The organism is uncultured Sutterella sp. (assembly GCF_937923675.1).
Taxonomy (GTDB): Bacteria; Pseudomonadota; Gammaproteobacteria; order Burkholderiales; family Burkholderiaceae_F; genus Sutterella.
In genome coordinates this window covers 1-12698 of record NZ_CALDXB010000008.1, presented here as the reverse complement: position 1 = coordinate 12698, position 12698 = coordinate 1, and the positions used below count along the sequence as shown (strand labels likewise).

The following is a 12698-nucleotide window of genomic DNA, read 5'->3' as shown; positions in this document are numbered from 1 at the left end:
TGGTCGTGAAAGCCTATTGTCCGCTTGATTCTAACGGGGAGCTCCGGAGTGCCCGTGGGCAACTCTGCGCCCAATTGTTTCAGAACCTAAGCCCGGGCTTAGAGAGACGCGAGCGCCTCTTTTCTTCTGTGCTAGGCTTTTCGGGATATTCATCCCAGAGCGCCTCCCCGAACGCTTTCTCAACATGCCGTCTTCAGACTGGAAAAGCCTTCCTACCGGATACTTCACGCATCAGCTCGTCAGCCTTCCCAACATGCTCGAGGAGGCGCCGGAGTCGCCCGAGCGCATCGAGGCCATTGAAAACCGCCTGATGCTCGGCGGTTTCGGCGACAGGCTGCGGCGCGTCGAATGCGGGCCGGCGCCGATGGAAGCCGTGCTCCTCGCGCACGATGCAGACTATGTGGATGCTCTGGAGAAGGCCTCTCTCGGGGATGAAGCGGCCCTCAGGCGCTTTCAGGAACCCGATACGCAGGTGGGGAGCGACACCTTCGACTGCGCCATGGCAAGCGCCGGAGCGGTGGTGAGAGCTGTGGATGCCGTTTTTGCGCGAACGGTGAAGAACGCCTTCTGCGCGGTGAGGCCTCCCGGACACCATGCCTCACGAAACCGCGCGAGCGGCTTCTGCTACCTCAACAATGCCGCGATCGGCGCCCTTTGGGCCGCGAAGCGCTACAAGCTCGAGCGCGTCATGGTGCTCGACTTCGACGCCCACCACGGCGACGGGACGGAGGAAATACTCGCCGGCCACCCGAACATGCGCTTCCTCTCGGTTTTTCAGTGGCCGCTTTTCCCGCACCGACGCATGGATCCGCAGCCCCCTAATGCAATTTTGTCGCCTCTGCCGGCGGGCGCGGGCGGCGCGGAGCTGCGCGAGGTGGTTGAGAAGGTGTGGCTCTCTGAAATCGAACGCTTCCGTCCTCAGCTCATGATTCTCTCGGCCGGGTTCGACGCGCACGCAGAAGAGCGGATTGCACAGCTGAAGGCCGCGGAGATCGACTATGCCTGCATAACGAGGCTCCTCGTGGAAGCGTCCTGGAAATATTGCGAAGGGAGGCTCGTAAGCATTCTCGAAGGCGGCTATGAACTGAGAAGCCTCGGACGGAGCGTCTTCACGCACCTTCAGGGACTTCTCCGCACGCCCCTCTGACGGAACAAAAGAAAAGAATCATGGACTCCAAAACGCTGATGCCGGGCGTTCGCCCGAAGGAAGTCTGGGCCTGGTCGGCCTTTGACTTCGCGAATTCCGGGTACACCACGGTGGTGCTCACCGCGGTCTTCAACGCTTATTTCGTTGCGGTCGTTGCCGGGAATGCGCCCTGGGCGACCTTTGCGTGGACCCTCATCATTGCCGCGAGCAATGCGGCGAGCCTCGTTCTCATGCCCGTCATCGGCGCCATTGCCGACGCGACCGCCCGGAAAAAGGTCTGGCTCTTTGCGGCAACGCTCTGCGCCGTCGCCGGCACCTTCGGACTTGCCTTCTGCGGACGGGGAACGATTCTCCTCGCCGCGGTCATGGTGATTCTTTCCAACATCGGCTACAACGTGGGCGAAACGCTCAATTCCGCATTTCTGCCCGAAATCGCACGCCCTGAGGCCGTGGGCAAGGTGTCGGGCTGGGGCTGGTCCTTCGGCTACTGCGGCGGCCTCGTGACTCTGGGCGCCTCGCTCCTTCTTGTGACGCAGGCAGACCGTCTCGGGCTCTCGACCGACTCGGCCATCGCGGGCACGATGGTGATTACCGCCACGGTCTTCGCGCTCGCCGCCGTTCCGATTTTTGCCGTGCTGAAGGAACGCGCCGTGCCGCGGCAGAAGGGAGCGAGTTCTTTGGGGAGCCTCTGCCTTGAAAGCTTTCGCGAGGTCGTCCGGACGGCGAAGTGCCTCAGCCGGTACCGGGACTTCGGGTGGCTTGCGCTCTGCGGTTTCCTCTACCAGTCGGGCATCTCCGTCGTGATCACGCTTTCGGCCGTCTATGCCGCGGAAGTCATGGGATTCACGACGACCGATACGCTCCTTCTCGTCTTTCTCGTCAACATCACCGCAGCCCTCGGCGCCTTCGGCTTCGGGTATCTGCAGGACCGGATCGGCCACAAGCGCGCGCTCGGAACGACCCTCGTCGTCTGGGTGCTGATGATTGCCTGCGCGGCCTTTGCAACGACCCGTCCGCTCTTCTGGCTTGCCGCGAACCTCGCGGGTCTGGCCATGGGGTCGTCGCAGTCCGCGGGCCGCGCCATGGTGGCGCTTCTTTCGCCCGAAAGCCGGTCGGCAGAATTCTTCAGCTTCTGGAACATGTCGCTCTGGGTGGCCGCCATCGTGGGCCCGCTTGCCTACGGAAGCGTTACCTGGATCACCGGGAACGACCATCGACTCGCGATCCTCGTGACGGGCGTCTTCTTCCTTCTATCGATTGCAGCCCTCATGCCCATCAACCTTGAGCGCGGCAGGCGTGCGGCAGGAAGGTGATGCGGCTTGCAGGAGCAAAATTTCCGCATTACCAAATCAACTGTAAACAAGAAAAAATTTACTGCTTCCCGGAGAGTATAAATTTGGTTCAGCATGTTGAACCACTTCTTCTCTCTGAATGACTACTCCTTCAGAATAGGTTTTACTGGTTTTCCGATAGGAGCAGGTCATGGCCGGCAAAGGCTGCATCTCTCTACTGCGAGCTGACAAGATCCTCACCCACATCGCGCATGTGGGCGCGGCGAGCTTTACTCAGCTTCAGAAGGATTTCGACCTCCCGAAAAGCAGCCTTCTCAACATTCTCGACACCATGGTCGGGTGCGGGCTTCTCATCAAGAACGATGCCCGCCAGTACCAGCTCGGCATCAAGGTCTACGAGCTCGGCTGCCAGTCGCTCCACAGGCGGAGCCTCTTTGAAATCACGAAGCGCCCCATGCAGGAGCTTGCGATGAAGTCGGGGCTTATCTGCCACCTGGGAACCATTGAAGACTTTCATGCGCTCTACCTCGACAAGGTGGAGAGCCCGCTTTCAAAGCCGACCGAAAGAAGCTGGGTCGGCAAAAAGCTCGACTTCCATTCGACGGCGCTCGGCAAAGCCCTTCTCGCCTGGAAGACAGACGGGGAGCTGCGGCTCTACCTTGATCAGCTCGAGCTTGCACAGTACACGCCGAAAACGATTACCGACCGCAGCAAGTTCATCGAGGAGCTCAAGCTCACGCGTCGTCGCGGATGGGGCCTCGACGCGGAGGAATCCGCTCCTCTTGCGGTATGCATCAGCTCGCCGGTCTTCGATCTCGCAGGCCGCGTCAACTATGCGGTGTCGCTTTCGGCGGACCCGACAACCTTCACGTCCGAACGCATTGAGGGCTATCTCAGAATGCTCTCGGACTGTTCGTTCCAGATTTCCCGCGGCCTCGGATACGGGGGACCGGCTCCGGTTCTCCTTACCTCGGAATCCTGACCGCTCCCTCCCGATACACCAGAAACGCAAACCCTCAGGAGAAACACATCATGAAGAAATTCTGCGGCTGCATTCCGCCGGTTTCGAGCACCTTTACTCAGGACGGCAAGGTCGACCGCGAGGCTGCGAAGCGCCTCGCCGACTATCTGATCGAGCACGGCGTGCACGGGCTCTTCTATCTCGGCACGGGCGGCGAATTCTCCCAGATGTCGAAGGAGGAGCGCATGGAAATGGCTGAAGCCGGCGTTGCCGCCGCCGCGGGCCGCGTTCCGGTTCTGATCGGCGTGGGTTCCCCCAATACGCGCGAAGCCGTTGAGCTCGCGAAGCATGCAGAAAAAATCGGCGCCGACGGCATCGTCGTCATCAATCCCTATTACTGGAAGGTCTCGGCCGTAAACCTCGACGCCTACTACCACGCCATCTGCTCAGCCGTGAAGCTTCCGGTCCTCATCTACAACTTCCCCGATCTCACGGGCCAGGACATGAATGCCGAGGTTGTGAAGCGCCTCGTGCTCGCCAATCCCAACATCGTCGGCATCAAGGAAACGATCGACAACGTGGGCCACATCCGCTCGATGATCAACACGATCAAGCCTATACGCCCGGAATTTTCGGTCCTCGCGGGCTACGACGACCATCTCCTCAATACGCTCGAACTCGGCGGCGACGGCTCCATCACGGCGAGCATGAATTTTGCGCCCGAACTCTCCGTCGGAATCTACGAGGCCTTTAAGAAGGGCGACTACCAGAAGGCCGTTGAGCTCGATAAGAAGCTCGTGCAGCTCCCGGCCCTCTACGGCCTCGAGGTGCCCTTCATGTCGGTCATCAAGTACGCGACGGTTCTCGCAACGGGCGTTGAAATGAATACCTATTCGCTCCCGCCCGTGCGTCCGCTCACGGAAGAAACAAAGGAAGCCGTGAAGGCCTTCCTCGCCGCGAAGGGCGTCATCTGACGCTGTTGAGACCCAGCGCTACGCCTTAAGACCAAAAGACCCGTACGCCAAAGAATCAAAGGAGATCCGCAATGTCTGACTTCTACGACGAAGAGAATCAGGACATCTATCACATCCGCACGCATGCAGCCGGCCCCCGTGGGGAGCTCCCGCTCACGCCCGCCATGCTCATCAACCGCCCGAGCGGCGACCTTTTCGGCATGACGATGAATGCGGGCATCGGCTGGAACCCGGACGAACTCGACCGCGACGAAGTGCTCCTCGTGAGCACGCTGGGCGGCATCCGCGGCGCTGACGGGAAGCCCATCGCGCTCGCCCTTCACCAGGGCCACTATGAGCTCGACGTGCAGCTGCGTGCTGCGGCTGAGGAAATCCATGCCGGCAAAGCTTTGCCCTACGCGGTCTACGTCTCCGATCCCTGCGACGGCCGCACCCAGGGCACGCTCGGCATGTTCGATTCTTTGCCGTACCGCAACGACGCGAGCATGGTGATGCGCCGCCTGATCCGGTCGCTCCCGAACACGAAGGCCGTGATCGGCGTCGCCACCTGCGACAAGGGGCTTCCGGCAACGATGATGGCGCTCGCGAGCCAGCACGACCGTGCGGTGGTGCTTGTTCCGGGCGGCTCGACCCTCCCCGCGGTGGGGGGCGAAGACAACGGCCGCGTGCAGACGATCGGCGCGCGCTTTGCGAACGGCGAACTTTCGCTCCATGACGCCCGGCGCTTCGGCTGCTCGGCCTGCGCCTCCGCGGGCGGCGGCTGCCAGTTCCTCGGCACCGCGGGCACCTCGCAGGTGGTGGCCGAAGGCCTCGGCCTTTCGCTTCCGCACTCGGCGCTTGCTCCCTCGGGCGAACCCGTCTGGGTCGACATTGCCCGCGCCTCCGCCCGCGCAGCGCTCAAACTCATGAAGGCCGGCATCCACGCGAAGGACATCCTGACCGACAAGGCGATCGAGAACGCCATGATGGTTCATGCGGCCTTCGGCGGTTCGACCAACCTCCTTCTTCACATTCCGGCGATCGCCCATCAGGCGGGCCTGAGGCTCCCGACGGTTGAAGACTGGATCCGCATCAATCAGGCGGTGCCGCGTCTCGTCGACGTGCTCCCCAACGGGCCGAAGTACCATCCCACGGTGCGCGCCTTCATGGCGGGCGGCGTTCCGGAAGTGATGCTGTATCTCCGCGAACTCGGCATCCTCCACCTCGATGCGATGACGGTCACCGGCCGCACGGTGGGCGAAAACCTCGAATGGTGGGCAAAGTCCGAGCGCCGCGAGCGCTTCAAGGAAATCCTCGAGAAGCAGGAAGGCGTCCGTCCCGACGACGTCATCATGTCGCCCGAGGTTGCAAAGGAGCGCGGCCTCACCTCGACCATTACCTTCCCCGTCGGCAACATTGCCCCCGAAGGCTCCGTCATCAAGTCGACCGCCATCGATCCGAAGGTGATCGACGAAAACGGCATCTACTACCACAAGGGGCCCTGCAAGGTCTATCTCTCCGAGAAGTCCGCGGTCTACGACATCAAGCATGAGAAGGTGAAGAAGGGCGACATTCTCGTCATCATCGGCACGGGCCCCTCGGGCACGGGCATGGAGGAAACCTATCAGGTGACGAGCTCGCTCAAACACCTCTCCTACGGCAAATACGTTTCCCTCATTACCGACGCTCGCTTCTCGGGCGTTTCGACGGGCGCCTGCGTGGGCCACGTCGGTCCCGAAGCGCTCGCGGGCGGCCCGATCGGGAAGCTCCGCACGGGCGACATCGTGGAAATCCGCATCGACTGCAGAAACCTCCACGGCACCGTCAACTTCCTCGGCACTGCTGAAACGGGCGAACTCCCGCTCGGCGAAGCAACGAAGCTCCTCGCCACGCGCACGAGCCACCCCGACCTCGCGCCTGATCCGGATCTCCCCGACGACACGAAGCTCTGGGCGGCGCTCCAGTCCCTTTCGGGCGGCACCTGGCGCGGCTGCGTCTACGACGTCCCGCGGATTCTCGAACAGATCCGCCGGATCCCGAAGGAATAACCGCTTCCAACCACCCTCAGATCTCTCCTCACAGCGCAGCCTTCTCTTCTCCAGAGAGGGCCGCGCCGGGGGCGGCTCACCCTCGGAATCCGCTCTCCGGCCAATCCATAAGGAGTCAACATGCCACTGCTCATCATTGCCATCGGCGTTGCGGCGCTTCTGCTCCTCACGATCCGATTCAAGCTCAACACCTTCGTCTCCCTCATCATCGTTTCGATCGGCGTCGCCATTGCGAGCGGCATGCCGCTTCACAAGATCATCGGCGCGATTGAAGGGGGCTTCGGCGGCACGCTCGGCCACATCGGCCTCATCTTCGGCTTCGGCGTGATGCTCGGGCGCCTCCTCGCGGAAGCGGGCGGCGCGCAGAGAATCGCCCTCACGATGCTTCACGTCTTCGGCAAGAAGCACATGGAATGGGCGGTCGTCTGCTCGGCCTTCATCGTCGGCATCGCGCTCTTCTTTGAAGTCGGCCTCATTCTCCTCATCCCGATCATCTTCGCCATCGCCCGCGAAGCCAAGGTGAGCCCGATGATGCTCTGCGTGCCGATGCTCTCGGGCCTTCTCGTCGCGCACTGCTTCCTCCCGCCGCATCCCGGTCCCACGGTGATCGCCAAGGAATACGGCGCCGACGTCGGCATGGTGCTCCTCTACGGCATGATCGTCGGCATCCCGACCTTCCTCCTTTCGGGCCCGGTCCTCAACCGCTTCTGCCGCAAGCTTGTTCCTGCCGCCTTCCAGAAGGCGGGCGACATCAGCGCGCTCGGGTCGACCAAGACCTTCACGGACGCCGAAATGCCGTCCTTCGGGATCTCCTTCATCACGGCGATGCTCCCCGTCATCCTGATGGCGCTCGTCACGATCCTCGAATTCTTCATCACGCCTGAAATGCGCGATCAGTCGATGTTCCTCGAGACCGTCTTCTTCCTCGGGAATTCGACCACCGCCATGCTCGTCTCCATGCTCTTTGCGCTCTACACGATGGGCTATGCCCGCGGCAAGAAGATGGATGAGCTCATGAAGACCTGCGGCGCAGGCATCGCGGGCATTGCCGGCCTCCTGCTCATCATCGGTGGCGGCGGCGCCTTCAAGCAGGTGCTGATTGACTCGGGCGCCGGCGCCTACATTGCCGACCTGGTTTCGGGCGAACGCATCAATCCGATCATCCTCGCCTGGGCGATTGCCTCGCTCCTGCGCATCTGCCTCGGTTCCGCGACGGTTGCCGCGATCTCGACCGCGGGTCTCGTGATCCCGATGATTTCCGGAAACCCGGAAGTGAACCTCGCGCTCATCACGCTCGCCACGGGCGCCGGCAGCTCCATCTGCTCGCACGTGAACGACGCGTCCTTCTGGATGATCAAGGAGTTCTTCGGCCTTACGACAAAGGAAACGCTCTGCACGTGGACGCTGATGTCGACCGTCGTCTCGATCCTCGGCCTCGTCTTCCTCCTTCTCGTCGATATGGTGCTCTGATTCAGCATCGGAAGTGCCGCTCCAACTCCAGGCGGCACTTCCTGAATCTCAGAACGCCATGGCGGAATCCATATTCCGCCCGCAGCCTTCAGATCCGGCAGCAAGCCTTCTGGAGGCTCTTTTTTTGCCCGTTTGCCGCGTTCGGCGGCGCTTTCACGAGAACTGCTTCCGGCTGGAAATCTCTGCGGCACAGTTTAAGACGAGTACTTTCTATTAAATAGAAAGCGGACTTTCCATTTAATAGAAAGCAGCAGTCAGAGGCATTCTGCGTTCACTGGCGTCGCAGGAACGAGCAGGCGCAACAAAAAAGCCTTCCGGACCTGCATCGCGGAAGGCTTCTGAGAGAAGGACGGAATCAGGAATTTCGGAAAAGAAGTTCCGGTCTTTCCATTTTCTTATCAACGCGAGGGTTGGGAGCGCTCGCCGTTCTTGTTGAGTTCGATGATGCGGCGCGTGTCGGCGGCAAGATCCGTAATCTTGAGGGCGTCGTAGCTCTTCGCAATGAGCTCCAACGCATCGTCGCGCATCGGGGTGTTCTGGAATTCGCGAACGACGCGCTGCGCGCGGTCGATGGCGGCGACGTAGGCGTGGCGCACGAAGTAGTACTGCGCGGTCTTCAGCTCATGCTCGGCCTGAGCAAGAACGAGGCCGTGCATGCGGCGGCGGGCTTCGGGAGCGAAGCGGCTGTCGGGATAGCGAAGCGCGAGTTCCTTGAAGGTGTCGAAGGCTTCGCGCGAGGCGTTGGCGTCGCGTTCGGCGAGGTCTTCAGCGGCGAGCTTATTGAACCAGCTGTCGGTTTCGTTGAGCGTGGCGAGCGCCTTCAGATACATCACGTAGTCGCTGTTGGCGTGATTGGGGTAGGTGCGCAGGAACCGGTCGGCAGCCTGCACGGCGCCCGGCGCATCGCCGTCCTTCCAGGTCGCGTAAATGAGCTCGATCTGGGCCTGCTGGGCGTACTGACCGAACGGATAACGCGCTTCGAGCTTCTGGTAATAATCCTTAGCCTGCGTCCAGTTGCTATCATCCAAGGCTAATCTGGCTTCGGAGTAAAGCTTGTCGGCGCTCCAGTCGAGCGTCTGGTCTTTGTCAAGACTTTGCAGCCAGGAGCAGGAGGCGGTGGCAAACGTAACCGCAACAAGCGCGGCGCCGCGCATCAGAAGCCTTTTGAAGGAAGTAGCAGATTTCATGACACAGGAAAAGGTCAATTTGGACAGCGAAGATTATAGCGGCGAGGATTTTGAAGACGACGAGATGGAAGCGTTTGAAAATGCTTCTGCCGACGAGAATGCGCTGCCTAAATTCGTCGTGGAGGGATTCTGGGGCGAGCGTCTCGACAAGGTTCTCGCTTCGCTCATGCCGGACGTCTCCCGCGCGCGTCTGCAGAAGATGATTGAGTCGGGCTCCGTAAAGGTGAACGGCGTCGTGGTGGAGAAGATCCGCGCGAAGACGACCGAAGGCGACGAAATCGAGCTCCTCGAGGCGCCCCGCATGGAGGAGGCGCTCGCCTTCGAGCCCCAGGAAGACGTCGAATTCGAGGTGGTCTATGAGGATGATGCCATCATCATCGTCAATAAGCCCGCCGGCCTCGTCGTGCACCCGGGTGCCGGAAACCCCGACGGCACGCTCATGAACGGACTTCTCTGGCGCTATCCGGAACTGAAGGAAGTCCCGCGCGCCGGCATCGTTCACCGTCTTGACCGCGATACGACGGGCCTCATGGTGGTGGCGAGAACGCTCGCAGCGCAGACGAATCTGGTGCGCCAGCTTCAGGAAAGAAGCGTGAAGCGCGAATACTGGGCGATCACCATGGGATCGGCCGCGCCCGACTTCGTGGTCGACGTGCCGATCGGGCGCGATCCGAGAAGCCGCATCCGCTTCAAGGGCTTCCCGGGCTCTACGGGCGTGAGGGCGAAGCCCGCCCGCACGCGCGTGCGCACGGTCGACTGGTCGAGCGCCGACGGGATCCCGGTTTCCTGGGTGGCCTGCCGCCTCGACACGGGCCGCACGCATCAGATCCGCGTCCATCTGACGGGCGAGGACCTTCCCCTGATCGGCGACCAGCTCTATCGCGGCCGCGCCCCCGGCATTGCCGTCAAGATGGAAAACCTCCTCGACTTCCACCGCCAGGCCCTTCATGCCTCCCGACTCGGGCTGGTGCATCCGGTAACGGGAGAAGAAATGCAGTGGTTCCGTGAACCTCCCGAGGACATGATTCAACTGATGGACGATCTGGGCTTCGGCCCCTGGGACCGCCCGGTGACTGTTTTTGAGCGCGTCTGAAATGTCTCAATTCAAATCTGAACTCGAAAGCGTGAAGCCCGAATGGAAGGGCCGTGCTCCGAAGCACGTGAAGGCCTTCTTTACCTGCCGCACGGGGGGCGTGTCAAGCGGTCCCTGGGGCGGTCCGGAAGGGATCATGGGCCTCAACCTTGCCTTTCATACGGGCGACTTCAAGTCCTGCGTCGAGATGAACCGACGGATTCTCACGGAGTGCCTCCCTTCGGAACCGAAGTGGCTCGCGCAGGTGCACGGCACGGAAATTCTTCATGCCGACGACGTTGCCGACGCTCCTCAGGCGGATGCCTCGTGGACGAAGACGCCGGGCGTCGTTGCCGTCGTGATGACGGCCGACTGCCTTCCGGTGCTGATCGCGGACCGCGAGGGCCGGATCGTCGCGGCCGTGCATGCCGGCTGGCGGAGCCTCGCCGACGGCATCATCCAGAAGACGGTCGCAAAGCTTCGCGAGGAACTCAAGGGCGAAGGCGACTTCGCCGTCTGGCTCGGGCCCCGGATCGGAAAGGACGAATTCGAAGTGGGCGGGGATGTGCTTGACGCCATGAAGGCCCATCTCCCGCAGGCGGAAAAGGCCTTCCGGGCGGCGGGTGAGCCGGGCAAGTATTTCGCGGACCTCGCTCTCCTTGCGTGCCAGGCGCTCGAAGCTTCCGGAATTCCCGCGGAAAGCATTGCCGACTGCGGCCTTTCCACCTTCGGCGACAAGGATCGCTTCTACAGCTTCCGCCGCGACGGCGAAAAGTCCGGCCGCCACGCCGCACTCATCTGGATTGAGCCGCAGAATCAGAAATAAAGACACAAATTCCTCTCCGGACCTTTCTGCAAAGAGAGGTCCGATGCGGGTAATATCGCGCGCTCCCGGGACAAGAGACTCCCAAACTTCCAAAAATAATGAAAGGCCCCATAGACCATGACTCGGCATATTCCCGTTGTCGGCTTCGTTTCCCTCGGCTGCCCCAAGGCGCTCGTCGACACGGAGCGCATCGTGACGGAGCTGCGCGCCCGCGGCTATCGCATCGGTTCGACCTACAAGGACGCCGATCTCGTCATCGTCAATACCTGCGGCTTTGTGAATGAAGCCGTGGAAGAGAGCCTCGGCGCGATTTCCGAGGCGCTGAAGGAAAACGGGCACGTGATCGTCTGCGGGTGCCTCGGCGGCCGCAAGGAAGCCGACGGCTCCAACTACGTCCTCGCCCGGATGCCGAAGGTGATCGGCGTCACCGGCCCCGACAGCGTCGACGAAGTGCTCCGCATGGTCGAAGGGGTGCTGCCGCGCCCGCACGACCCCTGGGACGATCTGGTTCCGGCGGCGGGCGTAAGGCTCACGCCCAAGCACTATGCCTACCTCAAGATTTCCGAGGGCTGCAACCATCACTGCACCTTCTGCATCATCCCGAATCTGCGCGGCACGCTCCTTTCGCGCCCGATCGGCGACATCGTGCGCGAGGCGGAAAACCTCAAGGCTGCGGGCGTGAAGGAGCTTCTCGTCATCAGCCAGGACACGGCAGCCTACGGCGTCGACAAGCGCTACAAGCTCGACTTTGCGGGCGGAAGGCCCGTTCACACGCGCCTTCTCGACCTCTGCCGCGAACTCGGGCGCCTGAATCTCTGGACGCGCCTCCATTACGTTTATCCGTATCCGAGCGTCGACGACGTGGTGCCGCTCATGGCCGAGGGCCTCGTTCTGCCGTATCTCGACGTGCCCTTCCAGCACGCGCATCCGCGGATTCTGAAGCTCATGAAGCGTCCCGCCTGCGGCGAAAAGAATCTCGAGCGCATCGCCGCCTGGCGAAAGGCCTGCCCGGACATCACGATCCGCTCGACCTTCATTGCGGGCTTCCCCGGCGAGACGGAGGAAGAGTTCCAGTATCTTCTCGATTTTCTTAAGGAAGCGGAGCTCGACCGCGTCGGGTGCTTTGCGTATTCGCCGGTTGAGGGCGCGAAGGCCAATGACCTTCCCGGGGCGCTCCCCGACGAAGTCCGCGAGGAGCGCCGCCGTCGTCTGATGGAGCTTCAGGCCGAGATTTCCTTAAAGAAGCTTGCCCGCCGCATCGGGAAGGTCGAGGACGTCATCATCGACGAAGAGCCCGATGAGGACGGCGTCGCCGTCGGCCGCACGAAGTCGGACGCCCCCGACATCGACGGCGTCTGCTACGTGACGACTGAGCGGAGCCTCAAGCCCGGCGACATCGTGCGCGTGAAGATCACCGCGAACGAGGAGCATGATCTGATCGGACGCGAGGTGACGGACGAGCCGTAATGCTCACCAGAGAATGAAACCTTTTTTGCAGGCTGTTGCAGGTCTAAATTCCGGCAACAGCCTTTTTCTCGCCATTTTTCTAGACTGCATCAGGACAATTCGATCGGGTGATCAGAAAGCCCGGGACGACGCCCATAGAAGGAGAGGAAAAATGAAGAAGATTTTGATTTTCACGGCGAGCATTGCACTTCTCGCGGGCGGTCTTGCCGCATGTCAGAAAACCTGAACTTCCCATCAAAAGTTACACTCGCTCCTAAGATGCCTGCAGAAACGTC

Annotated in this window: 10 protein-coding genes; 9 read left to right on the top strand and 1 reads right to left on the bottom strand. The window is 61.6% G+C overall.

Annotation, left to right across the window (positions count from 1 at the left end; genetic code table 11):
* The first annotated feature begins 184 nt into the window (after positions 1-184).
* From Q0106_RS00460 to Q0106_RS00435, 6 genes are all read left to right on the top strand, one after another.
* Positions 185-1147 carry a histone deacetylase family protein gene (locus Q0106_RS00460; protein ID WP_297607506.1) on the top strand — a complete coding sequence of 321 codons (963 nt, stop codon included), beginning with the start codon at positions 185-187 and terminating at the stop codon, positions 1145-1147.
* Positions 1148-1167: 20 nt separating this feature from the next.
* Positions 1168-2460 (top strand): MFS transporter, encoded by a 1293-nt coding sequence (locus Q0106_RS00455; protein ID WP_366139453.1) that lies wholly within the window; start codon positions 1168-1170, stop codon positions 2458-2460.
* A gap of 169 nt (positions 2461-2629) precedes the next feature.
* Positions 2630-3421, top strand: coding sequence for an IclR family transcriptional regulator (locus Q0106_RS00450; RefSeq protein ID WP_297607504.1), 792 nt, complete (start codon positions 2630-2632; stop codon positions 3419-3421).
* Between the two features lie 50 nt (positions 3422-3471).
* The gene (locus Q0106_RS00445; protein ID WP_297607502.1) at positions 3472-4374 is read left to right on the top strand and encodes a dihydrodipicolinate synthase family protein; all 903 of its coding nucleotides are present in this window, start codon (positions 3472-3474) and stop codon (positions 4372-4374) included.
* Between the two features lie 71 nt (positions 4375-4445).
* Positions 4446-6401 carry a YjhG/YagF family D-xylonate dehydratase gene (locus tag Q0106_RS00440; protein ID WP_297607500.1) on the top strand — a complete coding sequence of 652 codons (1956 nt, stop codon included), beginning with the start codon at positions 4446-4448 and terminating at the stop codon, positions 6399-6401.
* A gap of 120 nt (positions 6402-6521) precedes the next feature.
* Entirely contained in the window at positions 6522-7871 is a 1350-nt protein-coding gene (locus Q0106_RS00435) for a gluconate:H+ symporter (protein ID WP_297607498.1), read from the top strand.
* 398 nt (positions 7872-8269) lie between these two features.
* Here the strand turns inward: Q0106_RS00435 and Q0106_RS00430 are convergent, their stop codons facing one another.
* Positions 8270-9058 (bottom strand): outer membrane protein assembly factor BamD, encoded by a 789-nt coding sequence (locus Q0106_RS00430; protein WP_152159116.1) that lies wholly within the window; start codon positions 9056-9058, stop codon positions 8270-8272.
* Here Q0106_RS00430 and Q0106_RS00425 point away from each other — a divergent pair.
* The 3 genes from Q0106_RS00425 (at position 9057) to rimO (ending at position 12423) form a co-directional block, all read left to right on the top strand.
* Positions 9057-10151, top strand: a complete 1095-nt coding sequence (locus Q0106_RS00425) for an RluA family pseudouridine synthase (RefSeq protein WP_297607496.1) — start codon at positions 9057-9059, stop codon at positions 10149-10151. The two genes, Q0106_RS00430 and Q0106_RS00425, sit on opposite strands and share 2 nt — an antisense overlap.
* Position 10152: 1 nt before the next feature.
* Complete coding sequence (pgeF, locus tag Q0106_RS00420) at positions 10153-10956, top strand: peptidoglycan editing factor PgeF (protein ID WP_297607494.1); 804 nt, start codon at positions 10153-10155, stop codon at positions 10954-10956.
* A 117-nt stretch (positions 10957-11073) separates the two neighbouring features.
* The gene (gene rimO, locus Q0106_RS00415) at positions 11074-12423 is read left to right on the top strand and encodes a 30S ribosomal protein S12 methylthiotransferase RimO (protein ID WP_152159113.1); all 1350 of its coding nucleotides are present in this window, start codon (positions 11074-11076) and stop codon (positions 12421-12423) included.
* Positions 12424-12698 lie beyond the last annotated feature (275 nt).